Source organism: Nakamurella multipartita DSM 44233 (assembly GCF_000024365.1).
Classification (GTDB): domain Bacteria; phylum Actinomycetota; class Actinomycetes; order Mycobacteriales; family Nakamurellaceae; genus Nakamurella; species Nakamurella multipartita.
In genome coordinates this window covers 5,081,809-5,100,369 of the sequence record NC_013235.1, presented here as the reverse complement: position 1 = coordinate 5,100,369, position 18,561 = coordinate 5,081,809, and the positions used below count along the sequence as shown (strand labels likewise).

The following is an 18,561-nucleotide window of genomic DNA, read 5'->3' as shown; positions in this document are numbered from 1 at the left end:
GTCGGCGCCGGCCGGATCCGGGCCCGCCCCGATCGCCGGCGGCGGTCAGCCCGATCGGCCGTCCGGACCGGCCAGCAGCGCGGCCAGGCTGGTCGCCGGGTGACCGGCCACCAGCGGCACGTCCCCGGTGACCGGGGCCAGCTCGCCGGTGGCGATCGCGGTATAGGTGCTGACCCAGGCGTCCAATTGCCACCCCGCCGCGCCGTACCCGGACCGGGACCGGTAGGCCTGCTCGAGCGTCTCGTCCTGATAACGGGTCGCGCGCCCGGTGACCTCGGTGATGATCCGGGCAGCGTCGGCCAGGCTCAGCGACTGCGGACCGGTCAGGTCGTAGGTGCGCCCGTCGTGCTCGCTGGGTCCGGACCGGGCGGCCAGCAGCACGGCCACAGCGACGTCGACGACGTCGCGCCGGGCGACCGCGGAGACCCGGCCGTCGCCGGCCGGACCGCGCAGCAGGCCCTGCGGGCCGGCGAACAACGGGAGCTGATCGGCGTAGAGGTTGTTGCGCAGGAAGGTGAACCGCAGGCCGGACGCCCGGATGTGCGCCTCGGTGTGCCAGTGGTCGCGGGCCAGGGTGAATGTGGCGTCCGGGGCCGCGGCGAAGAACGAGGTGTAGACCAGGCGCGACCCCCCGGCGGCCACGGCGGCGTCGACGAAGGTGCGGTGCCCGGCCAGCCGGTCGGGCTCCTCGGCCCCGGAGACCATGAACACGGTGTCGACGCCGGCCAGGGCCGCCCGCACGGCGCCCGCGTCGTCATAGCTGGCCCGGGCCACCGATGCCGCGGGCAGGACCGGCGCGCGCTCCGGGGAGCGCACGATCAGCCGCTGGCGCACGCCGGCCGCGGACAGGGCGGCGGCGACACCCCCGCCGAGATGCCCGGTGGCTCCGGTGACGGCGATCGGCGAGCTCACGGCGCCGGGTCCAGGGTCGGGCTCAGGCCCCGCACTGCTCACGCCCAGCAGTGTGGCATCCGGGTTGCGGCGCCGCCGCCGCGACGCACCCGGCCGCGGAGGATGGCCGGCCGGGGGAGCGCCGGGCCGGCCTCGATGCCGCCTACCATCGCCCCATGGCATTGGGCGCACGGGTGAGCGTCAGGACGGCACCGACCGACCGGGGCGGGTCGTGACGGCGGCCGCCGGCCTGGCCCGGGCCATGGCCGACCGTCCGCTGGTGCTCGACGGTGGCCTGGCCACCCTGCTCGAGGCCCACGGGCACGATCTGACCTCGGCGTTGTGGTCGGCCCAGCTGCTGGTGCAGAACCCGGGGGCGATCACCGCGGCGCACCGCGAGTACTTCCGCGCCGGCGCGCAGGTCGCGATCACCGCCAGTTATCAGGCCTCGCTGCCCGGACTGGCGGCCATCGGGCTCGGCCGGGTCGAGGCCGAGCAGGCCCTGCGCCGGTCGGTGGACCTGGCCCGCACGGCCGCCGCCGACGGCGTCAACGAGGCCACTGCACCCGGGTCCGGTCCCCGCTGGGTGGCCACGTCGGTCGGCCCGTACGGCGCGGCGCTGGCCGACGGGTCGGAGTACCGGGGCGACTACGGGCTGACGGTCCGCCAGCTGCGGGATTGGCACCGGCCCCGGCTGGAGATCCTGGCCGACGCCGGCGGCGATGTACTGGCCATCGAGACCATCCCGTGCGCGGCCGAGGTGGAGGCCCTGCTCACCGAGATCCAGGCCCTGGACGCCCCGGCCTGGCTGTCGCTGACCTGCCAGGACGGCCGGACCCGGGCCGGGGAGCGGGTCGACGAGGTGTTCGCGATGGCTGCGGGGGTGGACCAGGTCATCGCGGTCGGGGTCAACTGCGTCGAGTCGGCCGAGGCGGCCGATCTGGTCGCGGCGGCCGCCGAGAACTCCGGCAAACCTGCGGTGGTGTACCCCAACAGCGGCGAGGACTGGGATGCCCAGGCCCGGGCCTGGGCCGGCCGGGCGACGTTCGGGCCCGAGCACGCGGCGGTGTGGGTGGCCTCGGGAGCCCGGTTGGTCGGCGGGTGTTGCCGGGTCGGTCCGCAGGCGATCAGGCGGCTGGCGCGATCCGCGCCCGGTTGGCCGGCCGGAACGCCGGGTTCGGTCTCGTCGCGGTAAGCACCCACACCCCGACCGCGACCACCGCTGCGACCTCGCACAGCACCAGGCCGCGCTCGACCAGCCCGATGGGAAGGGCGCGGTACCACGGGATTCCGGTGACCGGGCTGATCAGCCAGGCGCCGATCAGCACACCGAGCCAGATCAAGGACGCCACGGCCAGCCAGAACGCGCTGCGGGAGGCCCGGTTGGTGACCGGCGCGGCCCGGCGCCGGGTCAGCAGGATGACTGCGACCGGCAGGCACACGAACGCGACCAGGCTGGCCACCCGATGAACATGGCCGGCCGTGCTCGGCCCGACCGACCAGTCGTGCTTGGGGAACACCACCACGGCCAGCAGGCCCAGCACCCAGGCCCCGCCCAGGACGAGGCCGAGCGAGCCGACCCGGGACAGCCCGGCGGCGGCGGTGGCGATCAGGATGGCCAACGACCCCAGGGCGAGCGCGACCACCCCGACGTTGAACGCCCAGGCGGTGTCGGTCAGCGCGTACTCGCTGATGGTGCGGCGGATGGGGGAGATGGCCTCCGTCTCCGGCAGCACGTGCAGGGCCCCGACAAGGGCGGCGGCCACCAGCGGCCCCAGTAGGCCGAGGGCGGCCAGCGCCCGGGGCCACGACGACGCCGCGCCGGCCTCGTCGCCCGCGGTCCGGGGCGCGGTCGCGACGTATTCATTCATCGGCCGGTGGAGTCCTTTCCTTGAAGAGGCAAGTAGCAGACACGTCAACGATACGGACGCGGACCGGTGCCCGACTGTGCAAGAGCTGTGACCAGCGGGAGATCACCCGGGCCGGCACATCACAGATGGGTGAAGTTCGCCGGGGCGCGCGCGAATGAGTCCGGGGCCGCCCGGCGGGGCTGGGCAGAATTGACAACCAGGGGGTGGGTCATGACGAAGGGTCTCAAGGTCGTGAACAACAGGCGAAGAGTTCGGGTGCGCGGGGCCGGCGTGGGGTTGGCGGTCGTCCTGCTGGCCACGGTCACCGGGTGTTCGACGGGCAGCTCGTCCGGATCGGTGCTGGGGACGCTGGCCGACTCGGCCCGGCCGTCGTCCGGCGCCCCGAGCTCGAGCGCAGCGGCCCCGACCGACGGATCGGCGGCCACCGGACGCGCGACGAGCAGCCCGTCGTCGTCCACGCCGCCGCCCCCTCCGCCGGCCGCCGAGGTCAGCGCGGCGCCGGCCAACGGCACCGAGGGTGTCGACCCGCTGGCTCCGGTCACCGTCACCGTGGCCAAGGGCACCCTGGAGTCGGTCCGGATGACGAATCCGGACGGGGTCGAGATCCCCGGCGCCCTGGCCGCCGACCAGCTCTCCTGGACCGCGCAGACCGAGCTCGGCTACGGCAAGACCTACACACTGACCTCGGCGGCCCGCAACAGCGCCGGCACCCTGACCGAATCCACCAGCACCTTCACCACGGTGGTGCCGGACAACAAGACCAGGGCGTACTCCTTCCCGTCCGACGGAATGACGGTCGGCGTCGGTCAACCCATCGCGATCCACTTCGACGAGCCGGTGGCCGACCGGGCGGCGGCCCTGCAGGCGATCACGGTGACCACCACCCCGGCCCAGACCGGGGGCTTTCGCTGGATCGACGACCAGGAGGTGCGCTGGCGCCCGGCGGAGTTCTGGCAGCCCGGCACCACGGTCGCGGTGACCGTGGACATCTACGGCAAGAACCTGGGCAATGGCCTGTACGGCCAGGAGGACCTGACCTTCGGGTTCACCGTGGGCCGGTCGATGATCGCCGAGGTCGACGACAACACCCACACGATGGTCGTCAAGCAGGACGGCCAGGTGATCCGGGAGATCCCGGTGTCGCTGGGCCGGGACAAGTACCCGACGTACAACGGCATCCACGTGGTCGCCGAGAAGTACGAGAACAAGCTGATGGACAGCAGCACCTGGGGCCTGACCGGCGCCGGGGCGTACCGGACCAACGTGCAATGGGCGACCCGAATCTCCTCCTCGGGCGAGTTCGTGCACGCGGCGCCCTGGTCGGTGGACTCGCAGGGCTACGAGAACGTCTCGCACGGCTGCGTCAACGTCTCCACCGAGGCGGCGAAGTGGTTCTACGACACGTTCATCCCCGGTGACCCGGTGATCATCCGCAACACCGTCGGGCCGAACCTTGAGGTCTGGGACGGCTACGGCGACTTCCAGCTGCCGTTCGACCAGTACGTGCAGCAGGCCTGAGCGGCGACGGCCCCCGGCTCCGCGGGCGGAACCGGGGGCCGTCGGCCGGGCCGGGGCGGGCCGTCAGCCCTTGTACAGCGAGTCCAGCTCGCTCATGTACTTCTGCTCGACCAGCTTGCGGCGCACCTTCATCGACGGGGTCAGCTCGCCGTCCTCGATGGTCAGGTCGCGCGGCAGGATGATGAACTTCTTGATCGTCTCCCAGCGCTCCAGCTGGCTGTTCAGCTTCTGCACGTGCTCGTCGATCAGGGCGTAGACCTGGGGATCGCGGGCCAGCTCCTCGGTGGTCTTGCCGCCGAGGCCGTTCTTCTCGGCCCACTCGTGGATCATCTCGTCGTCCAGGGTGATCAACGCCGAGGCGAAATGGCGCCCGTCGCCGTGCACCACGATGTGTCCGGCCCACGGGCATTCGGCGCTGAAGATGACCTCGATCTTCTGTGGGGCGACGTACTTGCCGCCCGAAGTCTTGATCAGGTCCTTCTTCCGGTCGGTGATCTTGAGATACCCGTCGGTCAGCTCGCCGATGTCGCCGGAATGGAACCAGCCGTCGGAGAACACCTCCGCGGTCGCATCAGGCCGGTTGTGATAACCGCGCATCACACCCGGTCCCTTGATCAGCACCTCGCCGTCCTCAGCGATCTTGAACTGGGTGCCGGGCAGCGGCGGGCCGACGGTGCCGATGCGGGAGTCGCCGGGCAGGTTGACCGCGGCGGCGGCACTGGTCTCGGTGAGCCCGTAGCCCTCCAGGATGGTCATGCCGACGGCGTCGAACCATTCCCACACCTCGGCGGACAGCGCCGCCGAGCCGGACACGAAGAACCGGATCCGGCCGCCCATCCGGGCCCGGACCTTGCTGAACACCAGCTTGTCGGCGATCGCCAGCTGCAGCCGCAGCAGGAAGCCGGGCTGCCCGCCCTGCTGGCGGATCCGGGAGGCCTTGACCCCGACGCCGATCGCCCAGTCGAAGATCTTGGCCTTGAGGCCGCCCTCGCCCTGCGCGGTCAGGGTGACCTTGGCCCGAACCTTCTCGAAGATGCGCGGCGCCCCGCCCATGAAGGTGGGCTTGATGACGCCCAGGTTCTCCACGATGCGGGTCAGGTCGCCGTCGACTGCGGTGCTGAAGCCGAATTCGAGCTGGACCGCGGAGAGCACCTTGCCCAGCACGTGCGACAGGGGCAACCACAGGTACTGCACGTCGTCCGGGCCCAGGATGTTGAGGGCGGCGACCCCCTTGCCCTCGTACACCCAGTTGTCGTGCACCAGCCGCACGCCCTTGGGCTTGCCGGTGGTGCCCGAGGTGTAGACGAGGGTGGCCAGGTCCTCCGGCCCGCAGGCGGCGATCCGGTCGTCGACCGCGGCCGGCTGCTCGGCCAGCAGGGCGGCGCCGCGCTGCTCCAGGTCGGCCAGCGTGATGACCTCGACCCCCTCGTGCCGGTGCACGTCGGCCGGGGTGTCGTCGAACAGCACGACGGCCTTGAGGTCGGGCAGGTCCGAGTCCAGGGCCTTGTTGGCCTGCTCGGCGTTCTCGGCGATGAGCACGACCGACTCGGAGTCGCTCAGGATGTAGGCGACGTCCTCGCGGGCGGTGGTCGGGTAGACGGTGGTGGTCGCCATCCCCCCGCACAGGATGCCCAGGTCGGACAGCAGCCATTCGATGCGGGTGGTGCCGGCGATGGCGACCCGCTGCTGCGGCTGCACCCCCAGGCTGATCAGCCCGGCCGCGATGTTGAACACGCGCACCTTGGTCTGCGCCCAGGACATCGACTTCCAGGCGTCGCCGACGCGGTAGCGGAACGCTTCCCGGTTCGGCGTCTTCTCGATCCGATCGACGAAAAGGTGCCCGAACGATGGCGCTCGTTCGGTCAGGGCTGCAGTCATGAAGTGGACGTCCTCCTCGACGGGCCGGCTGCGGGAAACGGACAGCTGCCCCCGCAACTGTCTGATGTCCGACTTTACGTGGCGTGCGTCACCTGCGCCCCTGCGGGACCGGGCGAAAACGGACGCCGGGCCCATTCAGGCTCGGAACCTGCGGGCACCCGGCGACGATCCGGCTCCGACCACACGCCGATCCCACCTCGGGCGGGCCGGGTTCGACGAGAGGAGTCAGCGCAGCCGGGTGATCCGCACCGTCACCTCGTTGCCGGTCGCGTCCGGTCCGGCGTAGACGCCCTTGACCGGCGGCACGTCGCGGTAGTCGCGCCCGCGGCCGACCACGACGTGCGCCTGGCCGGGCGCGGTCAGGTTGGTCGGATCGAAGCGGTTCCAGGACCCGTCGAACCACTCGATCCAGGCGTGCGACTCGCCGACGACGGCCTTGCCGATCTCGATGTTCTCGCCGGGGTGCAGGTACCCCGAGACGTAGCGGGTGGGTACGCCCATCGATCGGAGCATGCCGATGGCCAGGTGCGAGAGGTCCTGGCAGACGCCGCGCCGGGCCAGGTAGGCCTCGACCGCCGAGGTGTGCACCCCGGTGGCACCGACCTCGTAGGTCAGGGTCCGATGCACCCACTCACAGACGGTGCGGGCGGCCTCCCGCGGATCGCCGGAGCTGTCCTTGATCTCGGCGGCGATCCCGGTCAGCTCGTCGTCCAGCTCGGTCAGCGGGGTGGGGCTGAGGAACTCCTCGAACCGATCCTCGCAGTCCGAGCCGGCCAGTTCGCCCCAGCTCATCGCGCTGCTGGGGGTGGGCACGACGCTCCAGCCGGCGGCCTCGGCGCCCGGCCAGCTGCCGGCCGGCGGGAAGGTCTCCACCGTGGTGGTCGCGGTGACCGCCAGGTGCCGGTGCGGGCGGTGGATGTCGAACGCCGACACCCGGGTCCCGAAGTAGTCGATGTAGGACAGCACGCCCTCGAACGGGTCGATCTCCAGCCGGGCCGAGAGCACGGCCTGGCCGGGCTCGTCGCTGGGCTGCATCCGCACCTCGTTGTACGAGGTCGTCACCGTGTCCGGGTAGGTCAGCACGGTGCGGTGCACGATCAGCAGCCGCCAGATCTCCGGCATCGGGGCCATCGCGGTCTGGTACTGCGCCAGCGAATCCCCGGCGCTCATCTGGTTCTCCAGCCCCTCGGTCATGCCGCGCCTCCGTCCGCCCCGATGTTGGCCCAGGTCACCGCGTCCTCGCGGCGGAAGAACGACTTGGTGACCGCGGTGTGGGCGCTGTACACGGTCCGTTGCAGGGTGGCCAGCATCTGTTCCCGGTCGGCGGCCAGTTCGGCGCCGGTGCGGTAGTCCAGGCCGGTCCGGGTCCGGCCGACGATCCGCCGGGCCGACGACGGGTCGCGGCGCGGGTCCATGTACCGGGTCGAGCCGATGGCCTCCAGCTCGCCCAGGCAGGACTCGGCCGTGTTCAGGGTCCGGATCACCGACCGCGGGAACATGCGGTCCAGCAGCACGAACTCGTAGGCGGTGCGCTGCCCGATGCTGCCGCCGTAGCTGCGCACGTAGGGCTCCCAGCCGCCGCACGCGCTGACCAGGGCCCGCCAGGGCGGCACCGAACCGGTCTCGGACTCGGCCGCGGCCAGCAACCGGATGGTCATGTCGGCGCGTTCCAGCGACCGCCCGAGGACCAGGAACTGCCAGCCCTCGTCGTGGGTCATCACCTCGGAGACCAGGCCGTTGGCGATCGCACACCGCTCACCGACCCAGCGCAGGAACACGTGCGGTCCGGCGCCCCCGGCCTCCCGGGTGCGCAGACCGTGCCAGGTGACGTTCAGGCATTCCCAGACGTCCAGCGGGATGGCGTCCCGCACGCCGCGGGCGTTGTCCCGGGCCGCGGTGAGCGCGCCGGCCACCGACGAGGCCCGTTCGCTGTCGAACACCAGCGCCCGGACCAGCTGGCCGGAATCGGCCTGGCTACCGGCGCCGACCGTCTCGTCGTCGGACAGGCCCATCGAGTCCAGCAGCGAGCGGATCACCTGGTGGTCGGCCTGCCAGGAGCCGGCCGGCAGCAGGTGCAGGTAGGTGTCCAGGATGCGGGCGGTGCAGTCGGCCCGTTCGACGTGGCGGCCGAGCCAGTAGAGCGACTCGGCGATCCGGCTCAGCACTGCGGTTCCTCCAGTTCCCGGGCGCTGTGTGCCAGGACGTTCTGTTCCCGGACACCGCCGGACTGTTGCTGTTGCTGTTCGTGCTGGGTGCGGAAGCCGAGATTGTCCTCGGGCGGGCTGATCGGCTGGTGGAAGGACAGGTCGCGCATGTTCATCACCTGGGTGGCGTCGGCCGCGGGTTGCGGCTCGGGCTCGGGGATCGGTCCGCCGAGCACCCAGGTGTCCTTGGAACCGCCGCCCTGCGAGGAGTTCACCACCAGCTCGCCCTCGGGCAGCGCGACCCGGGTCAGGCCACCGGGCAGCACCCAGACGCTGCGCCCGTTGTTGACCGCGAACGGCCGCAGGTCCACGTGCCGGGGTCGCATCTTCTCGCCGATCAGGGTGGGCACCGTGGACAGGGCGATCTCGCGCTGCGCGATCCAGCCGCGGGGGTTCTCCAGGATGGTCTCCCGCGCCTTGCGCAGCACCGCGCGATCCGCCCGGGACCCGATGACGATGCCCTTGCCGCCGGATCCGTCGACCGGCTTGAGGACCAGTTCGGCCAGGTGCTCGAGGGCGTACTCGCGGTGGTCGGGCACCTCCATCCGGTAGGTGTCCACGTTCTGCAGGATCGGCTCTTCGCTCAGGTAGTAGCGAATGATGTCCGGAACGTAGGTGTAGACCAGCTTGTCGTCGGCGATGCCGTTGCCGACCGCGTTGGCGATGGTCAGGTTGCCGGCCCGCGCCGCGTTGATCAGGCCGGGGGAGCCCAGCAGCGAGTCGGCCCGGAACTGCATCGGGTCCAGGAACTCGTCGTCGATCCGGCGGTAGATGACGTGTACCGGCATCTCGCTGGAGGTGGTACGCAGGAAGACCCGGTTGTTGCGGCAGATCAGGTCGCGTCCCTCGACGAGCTCGACGCCCATCTCCCGGGCCAGCAGGGTGTGCTCGAAGTAGGCCGAGTTGTAGACGCCGGGGGTGAGGACGACCACGTTGGGATCGGTGACGTTCCACGGGGCGACGGCGCGCAGCGCGGCCAGCAGCTGGCCGGGGTACTCCGACACCGGCCGCACCAGCTGGTCGGCGCCGGCCTCGGAGAGCACCTGGGCGACCGCCTGCCGGTTCTCCAGCACGTAGGACACGCCGGAGGGGACCCGGACGTTGTCCTCCAGGACCCGGAACTCGCCCTTCTCGTCCCGGATCAGGTCGACCCCGGAGATCACCACCCGGGCGCCGTCCTGGGCGCTCATGCCCATGACCTGCCGGTGGAAGTGCGGGGAGGTGGTGACCAGCCGCTTGGGCACGACGCCGTCGGTGAAGATCCGGCCCTGCCCGTAGACGTCGGCCAGGAACGCCTCCAGTGCCCGAACCCGCTGCGGGACGCCCTTTTCCACCGTCTGCCACTCGGCTGCGGTCACGATCCGCGGAATCAGGTCCAGCGGGAACGGCCGCTCCACCCCGCCCAGGGCGAAGGTGATGCCCTGGTCCAGGAAGGTGCGGCCCATGATGTCGGCTCGGGCCTTGAGGTCGGCCGCGTCCATGGTCTGCAGCGCGGCGAACACCGATTCGTACGCGGGCCGGATCTCTCCGGGTGCCGCGAACATTTCATCCCAGGCCCGAGCGAACGGGTAATCCTCGAACAGATCCGCCATGGCAGGGACCGTAGGACCACGATGTTGCGACGGCATGAACAGGATTGTGTCCGACCGCGCGCCGGTTGGCCCGGCGGGGGTCCCGACCACCCCGATGAGGCCCGATCAGGCCCCGATCAGCTCCCGATCAGGCACTGATCAAGCCCCGCTGTCGCAGGACGGTGGCCGTCGCCGGCGGCCGATCGGCGGGAATGGGGCAGGCTGGCCGGGTGAGCGCACACCCGACCCTGGCCGAACGGATCCCCACGTGAGCACCGAGGGCGGCACCCGGGCGATCATCGCCGCGCTGCTGGCCAACCTGGGCATCGCGGTGACCAAGTTCATCGCCTACCTGATCTCCGGGTCGACCTCGATGCTGGCCGAGTCGGTGCACTCGCTGGCCGACTCGGGCAACCAGGTGCTGCTGATCATCGGCGGCCGCCGCTCGACCCGGGCGGCGACGCCGGAGCATCCGTTCGGCTTCGGCCGCGAACGCTATGTCTCGGCCTTCCTGGTCTCGATCATCCTGTTCAGCGTCGGCGGGGTGTTCTCCATCTACGAAGGCGTGCACAAGATCGAGCACCCAGAGCCGATCGAGGTGCCGTGGCTGCCGATCGCGGTATTGCTCATCTCCATCGGCCTGGAGTCGTTCTCGCTGCGGACCGCCCTGCGGGAGTCCGCCGAACAGCGGCGGGGGATCTCCATCCTGCAGTTCGTGCGCCGGGCGAAGGCGCCGGAGCTGCCCGTCGTGGTACTGGAGGACATCGCCGCACTGCTCGGCCTGACCCTGGCCCTGGTCGGGGTGAGCGCCGCGGTCCTGACGGGCAACGGGGTGTGGGACGGCGTCGGCACGATCGGCATCGGCCTGCTGCTGGTGGCCGTCGCGGTGCTGCTCGGGATCGAGACCCAGAGCCTGCTGGTCGGCGAGGGCGCCTCCCCGGCGGACACCGAGGCGATCCGGGCCGCGGCCACCGCGGGGGCGGACGTGCAGCGGATCATCCACATGAAGACGCTCTATCTGGGTCCCGAGGAGCTACTGGTCGCAATGAAGGTGGCGGTGACGCCGACCCAGTCGGCCGCGGCGGTGGCCGCCGCGATCAACGCGCTCGAAGCCCGGGTCCGGGCGGCCGTGCCGGCGGCCCGGGTGATGTACATCGAACCGGACATCGACGATCCGACCCGCCCCGCCGGCTGACCCTTCCTGGCCGTCACGGCCGCGTCTACCTGGCCGGGGACCGGTGGATGTGATGAGCTTCTGATCACGTGGGGCCGACTCGTCGGCCCCGGCTCATCGTCACCGGCACATCGTCACCGCGCCGACGCAAGGCGCGGGGTGTCCGTCTGGAGGGAACCCGTGGCCAAGAAGAAGTCCGCGACCAAGGGCAAGGCGGGCAAGCGCGAGCAGTCCAAGAAGGCCGCCAAGCAGGCGAAGCAGGACGCCGCCCGCAAGGCTCGGCTGCGCAAGAAGGACGCTCGCCAGGCCGCGGAGAAGGCCGAACGGGCGGCCAAGCGCAAGGCCGCCGCGCGGCGCGCGCTGGCCAAGAGCAAGGACTCGGCCAAGGGCAAGGCCAAGGACAGGGGCAAGGACTCGGACAAGGGCGAGGGCTCGGCCAAGGTCAAGAACACCAACAAGGACAAGGACGCCGCCAAGCCCAAGGCGAAGGCCAAGGATTCGGTCAAGGCCGCCCAGACGGCCCCGGCCGGCCGCGCGGCCGTACCGATCTCGGCGCCGGCGCCGGTGCCCACGGAACCGATCGAGCCCACCCGCATCGCCGAGCCGGCCCGGGTCGTCGCCGAGTCCGCCCCCGCCGTCCCGGCGTTGTCCGACACCGCGGCGCCCGCCGCCCAAGCTCGGGCCACTGCGGCTCGGCCCGCTTCCGCGCAGGCGTCGGCGACCGCCGAGGCGGCGGCTCCGGCGGGTCGCCGGCCCACCCCCCGACCCGCCCCGCGGCGGGCGGCGGTCACCGCGTCGGCGGCCACGGCCGGCGGTGCCGGCGCGGCGCCGGCCCGGCAGCCCAGCCGGGCCGCGCTCTACCGGCGGGCGCAGGAACTGGACCTGCCCGGCCGGTCGACGATGACCCGGGACGAGCTCGCGGCCGCGGTGGCCGCCGCCGGCGGCTGAGCGGTCCGGCGGCCGGTTCCACCGACCGCCGGTGTGCGGCCGGTCAGCGCAGTTCGCCGACCATCCGCACGGTCTGGCCCAGGGTCAGCTGCGGCAGGTAGGCGTGGCTGATGCCCAGGCCGATCCGCGGCAGCGCCGCCGACTCGGGATAACACATGTACATCGGCTCGTACTCGGGCTGGAACTTGGCCTTGAACTTGAGCAATGAGCGGAAGCCGTACACCGGCTCCATGGTCTTGCCGATGTACTCGAGCAGCCTCTGTACCCCGGTCAGCTCGGCGTCCGGGTTGGCCTGCGCCAGCGGCGCGCCGGACATGGACAGGAACTCGGCACCCTCGGCCTGCACGTCCAGGGCGGCGGTGCCGATGAGGAACTCCATGATCCCCTTGACCTCGCCCTCGGTGCGGCGGCGCATGAAGTCCAGGGTCCAGCCGACCCGCTGGCCGTCCCGGTAGGACGGCATCCAGCTGGTCACCCCGTGCACGGTGCGGTCGGCGTCCACGGCGATCAGGCAACGCACGTTGCGGTCGTTGAGCTCGTCGATGCCGCCGAGGGTGAAGCCCATCTCGGGCAGCGCCTTGTCCGACACCCATTCCTCGGAGATCGCCTCGATCTGGTCCCGGATGGCCAGCGGCGCGTCCGGAAAGACGATCCATTCGGCGGTGATCCCGGCCTTGCGGGCCCGGCTGATCGAGGACCGGATGTCCTGGAACTTCTTGCCGCTGAAGGCTAGCTCGCCCAGCCGCAGCACCGTCTCCTCGGCGACCTGCAGGCTCGGCCACCCCAGCCGGTCGGTCGCCCGTTTCGTCGCCTCGGTGGTGCTGTACAGGCAGGGCGTCCACGAGTGGTCGTGGCAGAAGGCGATGAACTCGTCGACCGTGCGTTCCAGGTCGCCGGCCGGCCCGACCGGGTCGCCGGTGGTGATGGCCACGCCGCCCTCGACCCGGTAGGCCACGTAGGAACCGCCGTCGGCGGAGAACCAGTAGCTGTTGCCCTCCCACGTGGTCATGTAGGCCAGCGTGCTGATGCCGCAGCGCTGCAGGATCTCCCGGGCCCGGGCCCGGTCGGCATCCCGGGTCAGCACCCGGGCGGTGACGAAGGTGCGCAGCATGCCGATCAGCACCACCGCCCAGAACACCACGGGCGCCCAGTCGGCGACCAGGCCGGCCAAGCCCCCGGACGCGGTGAGGTCGGGCCCAATCACTTCGTCGTAGCCGTTGGGCAACAGCTGCAACGGGAAGTCCAGGATGAAGTCGCCGACCGTGGGGGTGCCGCCGTCCGGCGGCACCCCGATCACGAAGCTGCCCGGCAGCAGCACGCCGACCAGGACGTACAGCGCCCACAACACGACGAAGGTGCTCAGCACGAGCAACCCGAAGCGCCGGTAGGTGCCGACCGGGGCGTGCACGGTGAACACCCGGCGGGTGGCCAGCAGCACGATCAGGATCGCCAACGGGACCAGGACCAGGGGCAGCAGGTAGGCGACGTAGTTGAAGCCGTCGTCGACCAGGTCGTCGCCGAGCTCTTCCAGCGACTGGAAGTAGGCGATCATGAAGACCAGGCCGATCGGTACCAGCAGCACGTGCATGACGATGCCGGCCCACCAGGCGAAGGCCCGCCCCCGGCGCAACCCGGCCGCGATGACCAGCACCAGCAGGGCCGGCAGCAGGGCCATGATCGTGTTGGCCACGCCCAACGAGACCCCGGACTCCACGTCGATCCCGACGTAGAGCAGGCCGACCGCGGCGAACGGGGCGTCGATGCTGCCGCCGCCGGTCAACGCGACCAGCACCGGGCCCAGCGCGGTCGCCGCGACCACCAGGGCGACCAGGATCCGGGTCTCCCGGCGGCTGGAGCGAGCGGTGAAGTGACGCTCGCCGGAATGCAGGAACAGCACGCCGGCGACCAGGCCGGTCAGCGCGGTGCCCATCCGCAGCACGTCGGTGGCCTGCCCGCCGTAGAGCAGCAGCACCACGCAGATGGTCAGCACGGTGAGCCGGATCCGCCGCCGCCACAGGCCCGAGCAGCCGCCGCTGAACGCCATCAGCAGCCCGGCGATCAGCATCGACGGGCCGACCGCGAACTCGGCGGCCAGGTCGTTGGCCCAGGTCCAGTCGAGCAGCGAGCCGGCCGCGATGGCCAGCACCCCCAGGCCGGCGCCGATCGCCTGGATGACCACGGCCATCCACAGGATCCGCAGGCTGCCGTGCCGGCGTTCGAACAGGGTCCCGACGACCAGCAGCAGGACCGACGACGCCACGTAGGTGGCCAGGTCGGTGGCGAACAGGGCGGAGGTGAGCAGCGTCCAGTAGTGCCCGTCGGACAGGGACTGCACGCCCGCGCCGACCTGGGCCAGCAGGTCGTCACCGGCGTCGGCGTCGGCCGACGGGCCGTCGACCAGGCTGCGGGTGACGGCGCCCAACACCCAGATCAGCGCGACGAGTGCGAGGGTGACCGGGCTGCGCCGGGCCTGATGGACCTGGGCGAGCAGGAAGGCCCGGATCCGGGACACCCGGGCGGGGCCCTGGGCCGCCGGGGGTGAGTCCTTGACCGGTGCGTCCATTGGTTCAGCCTGCCTGTCTTGCGTCCTCGACGTGGGCGGACGGGGAGGTCGGTGACCATCGTCCGGCCCGGCGGTCGTCGACGGTGGTCCGTGCGCGCCCCGGCGCGGCAACGTCCGCGTCCATCGTAGGGAGCCGCCCGCGACCTGTCCTGATGCGGGACGCGGGTTACCGTGACGGCATGTTGGTTGCCTTCTCGGTCGCCCCCGCCGGCCGCGGTGAGCGCAGCGGTGTCGACGATTCCGGTTCGGTCTCGGCCGCCGTCGCCGCGGCGATCGCCGTGGTCCGGGAGTCGGGCCTGCCCAATCGCACGGACTCGATGTTCACCACCCTGGAGGGAGAGTGGGACGAGTGCATGGCCGTCGTCCGGCAGTGCTGCGAGGTGGTCGGGCACTACGGCAGCCGGGTCAGCCTGGTGCTCAAGGCGGACATCCGGCCCGGCCACACCGGCGAGCTCACCGGCAAGGTGGCCCGGATCGAGGCGGCCCTGGGAGCCCCGCCCGCTCCGTGACGGCCTCGATCAGGATCGGCCTGTCCGGTTGGCGCTACCCGCACTGGCGCGGCGGCGCGTTCTACCCGTCAGGCCTGGTCCAACGCCGCGAGCTGGAGTACGTCTCGCGGGTTTTCGACACCCTGGAGCTCAACGGCCCGTTCTACTCGTTGCAGCGGCCCAGTTCGTTCGCCCGGTGGCGCGACACCACCCCCGACGGCTTCGTCTTCGCGGTGAAAGGCAGCCGGTTCATCACCCACCTCAAGAAGCTGGCCGGCATCGACGAGGCGTTGGCCGCCTTCTTCGCCTCCGGCCTGCTCGATCTGGGCGACAAGCTCGGGCCGGTGCTCTGGCAACTGCCGCCCATGCTCGGCTACCGGCCGGACCGGATGGCCGCGTTCCTGGGTGCCCTGCCGCGGACGTGGGGGGCGGCGACCGGGCTCGCCGGCGGCGGCGTCGACCGCATCCTGGACCGGTTCGGCGAGCAGCCGACGCTGACGGTGGCCGATGCGTCGGCGCCGCTGCGGCACGCCGTCGAGGTGCGGCACGACTCGTTCGCCATCGACTCGTTCTACGAGCTGTGCCGGCAGTTCGGGGTGGCGCTGGTGGTCGCCGACACCGCCGGCCGGTACACCTGGGTCGACCAGGTGACCGCCGAGCTGGTCTACGTGCGGCTGCACGGCGACCGCGAGATGTACCGCAGCGGCTATTCCGACGAGGGCATCGCCTGGTGGGCCGACCGGGTCCGGGGCTGGGCGGACACCCCGGGGGTCACCCAGGTGGTCGTCTACTTCTACAACGACGGGGACGCGCACGCCCCGCACGACGCGCTGCGGTTGGCCCGCCGGCTCGAATCGGGCTGAGCCGGGCCGGCCGGCTCACCCCCAGGATGGCAGCCAGGTCTCCATGATCAGCCGCTCATGGGTGATCGGTTCGCCGTTGAGGATCGGCCAGAGCCAGATGAAGTTGGCCACCACCAGCCCCACGTACATGGCGACCACGGCGATCGAGGTCAGCCGGCGTTCGATGCCGGCGCCGCGTCGGCCCAGGATGTCGCCGAGCACCAGCGTGATGCCGATGACCAGGAACGGGGCCAGCGGCGTGGCGTAGAAGAAGTACATCTGCCGGTCCAGGTTGGTGAACCAGGGCAGGTAGCCGGCGCCGTAGGCGACCAGGACCGCCGCGTACCGCCAGTCCAGCCGGCCGATCGCCTTCCACAGCGCCCAGATCAGCACGAACAGCGAGATCCACCACAGGGCCGGGGTGCCGATCAGGAAGATCCGGCGCACGCATTCGGTGGCCGGGTCGGCCGGGCAGGGGGCGTCGGCGGGGGAGTAGTACAGCACCGGCCGGGTGCCCAGCGGCCAGGTCCACGGCTTGGACTCCCACGGGTGCCGCTTGCTGGGGTCGGTCGGGGTGAGCAGGTGGGCGTGGAAGTCGAGCATCTTCCAGGTCCACTGCCAGAGCGAGTTCGACCAGGCCGAGGCGACGTCGTAGAGGAACCCGCTCTTCCAGTCGGAACGGTTGCTCGGCTCGGCGACCAGGGTGTGCCGCGGCCAGCTGGTCTCGGAGGCGAACCAGGCCCACCAGGACCCGACGTAGACCAGCACCGGCACGACGGCCAGCGACCAGATGGAGGGCAGCAGGTCCCGGCGCAGTCCGGCGCGGACCGGCCGGCGGACCCCGGCCTCCCGCCGGGCCTGCATGTCCCAGATCAGCGACAACGCGACGAACGCCAGGATCCAGTAGGCGCCCGACCACTTGACCGCGGTGGTCAGGCCGAGCAGCACGCCGGCGCCGAATCGCCACCAGCGCGCGCCCATCGGGGGGCCGGCTTTCGTGCCGGTCAGGCTGCCGTCGGCCACCGCGAGGGCCAGCCGGGCCCGGACCTGATCCCGGTCGGCGATCAGGCAGGCGAACGCGCCGAGCACGAACACCGCCTGGAAGATGTCCAGCAGGGCCGATCGGGACTGCACGTGGCTGACCCCGTCGCAGATCAGCAGCACGCCGGCGATCCCACCCAGCAGCGTGGACCCGGTCATCCGCCGGGTGACCCGGACGATCAGCAGCACCGAGACGATGCCGGCCACCGCGGACGCCAGCCGCCACCCGGTCGCGTTGTAGCCCAGCAGCCACTCGCCGATCGCGATCAGCTGCTTGCCCAGCGGTGGGTGGACCACCACGCCGAAGGCCTGGTTGTCCTCGACGCCGCCGTTGCGCAGCATCTCCCAGGCCTGGATCGCGTAGTACTTCTCGTCGAACAGCGGGGTGCCGCCGTCGGTGGCGCTGCCCAGGTTGACCAGCCGGACCATCGCCGCGATCAGGGTGACGACGCCGGTGACGACCCAGCCGCGGGCCCGGTCGGTCGGCGGAGCGGGGCGCAGGGTCCGGGCGGGCCGGACCGGCCGGGTGAGGGCCGGAACCTCGCCAATGGCGACGACGGTGCCGGCCGGATCCGGGCGTTCGGGCTCGGTGTCCGGCGCGGTCGCCCCGGCCGACCGCGCGGCGGCGATGTCGTCCTCGGTGGCCGGGTCGGCCAGGGACGGCGGGGCGGACATGCGCACGATCGTAGGGTGAGCCCATGACAGGTGGTGTGAGGCCCGGGGGCCTGGTGCTGGCCGGCACACCGCTGGGTCGGCCGGAGGACGCGTCGCCGCGGTTGCGGGACGCGCTGGCCGGCGCCGACGTGATCGCGGCCGAGGACACCCGACGGTTCCGCCGATTGGCCGCCGATCTGGACGTCGCGGTGTCCGGATCGCTGGTGTCCTATTACGAAGCGGTGGAGCGGGCCCGCATTCCCGGGCTGCTGGAGCGGATGCAGGAGGGGCAGACCGTCGTGCTGGTCACCGACGCCGGCATGCCGTCGGTGTCCGACCCCGGCTACCGGCTGGTCGCCGCGACCGCGGACGCCGGCCTGCCCATCACCTGCGTGCCCGGGCCGTCGGCGGTGATCACCGCGCTGGCCCTGTCCGGGCTGCCCTCGGACCGGTTCTGCTTCGAGGGGTTCCTGCCACGCAAGAGCGGCGAGCGGGCCCGGGCGCTGGCCGACCTGGCCACCGAGCGCCGCACCATGGTGTTCTTCGAGTCGGTGCACCGCATCGGCGACGCGCTGGCCGCGCTGGGCCGGGCGTTCGGGCCGGACCGTCCGGCGGCGCTGTGTCGGGAGCTGACCAAGACCTACGAGCAGGTCATCCGGGGCACCCTGGCCGACCTGGTGACCGCGGCCGACGGCGGGCTGCGCGGGGAGATCACCCTGGTGGTCGGCGGGGCCCCGGTCATCGCCCAGGCGCCGCCCGACGAGGCGGAGCTGGCCGGTCTCGTCCAGGATCTGGTGACCGCCGGCCGGACCCGGCGGGACGCCGTCGACGAGATCGCGGCCAGACTGGGCCTGCCCCGCCGCGCGGTCTATGCCGCGGCGGTGGCCACCCGCTAGCAGAATTCCGCCGCGTCCGGAC

At 71.8% G+C, this 18,561-nt stretch carries 15 protein-coding genes; 7 read left to right on the top strand and 8 right to left on the bottom strand.

Annotated features, from left to right (window positions below):
• Positions 1 to 45: 45 nt before the first annotated feature.
• The gene (locus NAMU_RS22665) at positions 46 to 912 is read right to left on the bottom strand and encodes an SDR family oxidoreductase (protein ID WP_015749672.1); all 867 of its coding nucleotides are present in this window, start codon (positions 910 to 912) and stop codon (positions 46 to 48) included.
• Between the two features lie 211 nt (positions 913 to 1,123).
• On the opposite strand from NAMU_RS22665, the gene mmuM reads away from it, so the two are divergent.
• On the top strand, positions 1,124 to 2,086 hold the full coding sequence (gene mmuM / locus NAMU_RS22660) for a homocysteine S-methyltransferase (RefSeq protein ID WP_015749671.1): 963 nt from the start codon (positions 1,124 to 1,126) through the stop codon (positions 2,084 to 2,086).
• Here the strand turns inward: mmuM and NAMU_RS22655 are convergent.
• The gene (locus NAMU_RS22655) at positions 2,019 to 2,762 is read right to left on the bottom strand and encodes a DUF998 domain-containing protein (RefSeq protein WP_015749670.1); all 744 of its coding nucleotides are present in this window, start codon (positions 2,760 to 2,762) and stop codon (positions 2,019 to 2,021) included. The genes mmuM and NAMU_RS22655 overlap by 68 nt on opposite strands.
• A gap of 210 nt (positions 2,763 to 2,972) precedes the next feature.
• Between NAMU_RS22655 and NAMU_RS22645 the strand changes: the two genes are divergently transcribed.
• On the top strand, positions 2,973 to 4,280 hold the full coding sequence (locus tag NAMU_RS22645) for a L,D-transpeptidase (protein WP_015749669.1): 1,308 nt from the start codon (positions 2,973 to 2,975) through the stop codon (positions 4,278 to 4,280).
• Between the two features lie 63 nt (positions 4,281 to 4,343).
• Here NAMU_RS22645 and NAMU_RS22640 read toward each other — a convergent pair whose 3' ends face one another.
• From NAMU_RS22640 to NAMU_RS22625, 4 genes are all read right to left on the bottom strand, one after another.
• On the bottom strand, positions 4,344 to 6,158 hold the full coding sequence (locus tag NAMU_RS22640) for an AMP-dependent synthetase/ligase (protein ID WP_138180425.1): 1,815 nt from the start codon (positions 6,156 to 6,158) through the stop codon (positions 4,344 to 4,346).
• A 225-nt stretch (positions 6,159 to 6,383) separates the two neighbouring features.
• Positions 6,384 to 7,352: a transglutaminase family protein gene (locus NAMU_RS22635; RefSeq protein WP_217180590.1), complete on the bottom strand. Its 969-nt coding sequence runs from the start codon at positions 7,350 to 7,352 to the stop codon at positions 6,384 to 6,386.
• Complete coding sequence (locus NAMU_RS22630; RefSeq protein ID WP_015749666.1) at positions 7,349 to 8,323, bottom strand: alpha-E domain-containing protein; 975 nt, start codon at positions 8,321 to 8,323, stop codon at positions 7,349 to 7,351. The genes NAMU_RS22635 and NAMU_RS22630 overlap by 4 nt, the downstream gene beginning before the upstream one ends.
• Positions 8,317 to 9,954 (bottom strand): circularly permuted type 2 ATP-grasp protein, encoded by a 1,638-nt coding sequence (locus NAMU_RS22625; RefSeq protein WP_015749665.1) that lies wholly within the window; start codon positions 9,952 to 9,954, stop codon positions 8,317 to 8,319. Before NAMU_RS22625 ends, NAMU_RS22630 begins: the two co-directional genes overlap by 7 nt.
• A 247-nt stretch (positions 9,955 to 10,201) precedes the next feature.
• On the opposite strand from NAMU_RS22625, the gene NAMU_RS22620 reads away from it, so the two are divergent.
• Both NAMU_RS22620 and NAMU_RS29580 read left to right on the top strand, forming a co-directional pair.
• Positions 10,202 to 11,128: a cation diffusion facilitator family transporter gene (locus NAMU_RS22620; protein ID WP_015749664.1), complete on the top strand. Its 927-nt coding sequence runs from the start codon at positions 10,202 to 10,204 to the stop codon at positions 11,126 to 11,128.
• 159 nt (positions 11,129 to 11,287) lie between these two features.
• The gene (locus NAMU_RS29580) at positions 11,288 to 12,055 is read left to right on the top strand and encodes a hypothetical protein (protein ID WP_015749663.1); all 768 of its coding nucleotides are present in this window, start codon (positions 11,288 to 11,290) and stop codon (positions 12,053 to 12,055) included.
• 43 nt (positions 12,056 to 12,098) lie between these two features.
• Here NAMU_RS29580 and NAMU_RS22610 read toward each other — a convergent pair whose 3' ends face one another.
• The gene (locus tag NAMU_RS22610) at positions 12,099 to 14,618 is read right to left on the bottom strand and encodes a rhomboid family intramembrane serine protease (protein ID WP_015749662.1); all 2,520 of its coding nucleotides are present in this window, start codon (positions 14,616 to 14,618) and stop codon (positions 12,099 to 12,101) included.
• A 179-nt stretch (positions 14,619 to 14,797) separates the two neighbouring features.
• Between NAMU_RS22610 and NAMU_RS22605 the strand changes: the two genes are divergently transcribed.
• Both NAMU_RS22605 and NAMU_RS22600 read left to right on the top strand, forming a co-directional pair.
• The gene (locus NAMU_RS22605) at positions 14,798 to 15,127 is read left to right on the top strand and encodes a thiamine-binding protein (protein WP_015749661.1); all 330 of its coding nucleotides are present in this window, start codon (positions 14,798 to 14,800) and stop codon (positions 15,125 to 15,127) included.
• Positions 15,124 to 15,969, top strand: a complete 846-nt coding sequence (locus NAMU_RS22600; RefSeq protein ID WP_015749660.1) for a DUF72 domain-containing protein — start codon at positions 15,124 to 15,126, stop codon at positions 15,967 to 15,969. Before NAMU_RS22605 ends, NAMU_RS22600 begins: the two co-directional genes overlap by 4 nt.
• A 15-nt stretch (positions 15,970 to 15,984) precedes the next feature.
• Here the strand turns inward: NAMU_RS22600 and NAMU_RS22595 are convergent, their stop codons facing one another.
• Positions 15,985 to 17,664, bottom strand: a complete 1,680-nt coding sequence (locus NAMU_RS22595) for a dolichyl-phosphate-mannose--protein mannosyltransferase (protein ID WP_015749659.1) — start codon at positions 17,662 to 17,664, stop codon at positions 15,985 to 15,987.
• Positions 17,665 to 17,687: 23 nt separating this feature from the next.
• Between NAMU_RS22595 and rsmI the strand changes: the two genes are divergently transcribed.
• Entirely contained in the window at positions 17,688 to 18,539 is an 852-nt protein-coding gene (rsmI, locus tag NAMU_RS22590; protein WP_015749658.1) for a 16S rRNA (cytidine(1402)-2'-O)-methyltransferase, read from the top strand.
• Positions 18,540 to 18,561: the final 22 nt, after the last annotated feature.

Excerpts from the sequence above, each read along its gene's own strand:
- NAMU_RS22610 (WP_015749662.1), bottom strand. The coding sequence starts at position 14,618 with ATGGACGCACCGGTCAAGGACTCACCCCCGGCGGCCCAGGGCCCCGCC.
- NAMU_RS22645 (WP_015749669.1), top strand. The coding sequence starts at position 2,973 with ATGACGAAGGGTCTCAAGGTCGTGAACAACAGGCGAAGAGTTCGGGTG.
- NAMU_RS22605 (WP_015749661.1), top strand. The coding sequence starts at position 14,798 with ATGTTGGTTGCCTTCTCGGTCGCCCCCGCCGGCCGCGGTGAGCGCAGC.
- NAMU_RS22655 (WP_015749670.1), bottom strand. The coding sequence starts at position 2,762 with ATGAATGAATACGTCGCGACCGCGCCCCGGACCGCGGGCGACGAGGCC.
- rsmI (WP_015749658.1), top strand. The coding sequence starts at position 17,688 with ATGACAGGTGGTGTGAGGCCCGGGGGCCTGGTGCTGGCCGGCACACCG.
- NAMU_RS22625 (WP_015749665.1), bottom strand. The coding sequence starts at position 9,954 with ATGGCGGATCTGTTCGAGGATTACCCGTTCGCTCGGGCCTGGGATGAA.
- NAMU_RS22635 (WP_217180590.1), bottom strand. The coding sequence starts at position 7,352 with ATGACCGAGGGGCTGGAGAACCAGATGAGCGCCGGGGATTCGCTGGCG.
- NAMU_RS22595 (WP_015749659.1), bottom strand. The coding sequence starts at position 17,664 with ATGTCCGCCCCGCCGTCCCTGGCCGACCCGGCCACCGAGGACGACATC.
- NAMU_RS22640 (WP_138180425.1), bottom strand. The coding sequence starts at position 6,158 with ATGACTGCAGCCCTGACCGAACGAGCGCCATCGTTCGGGCACCTTTTC.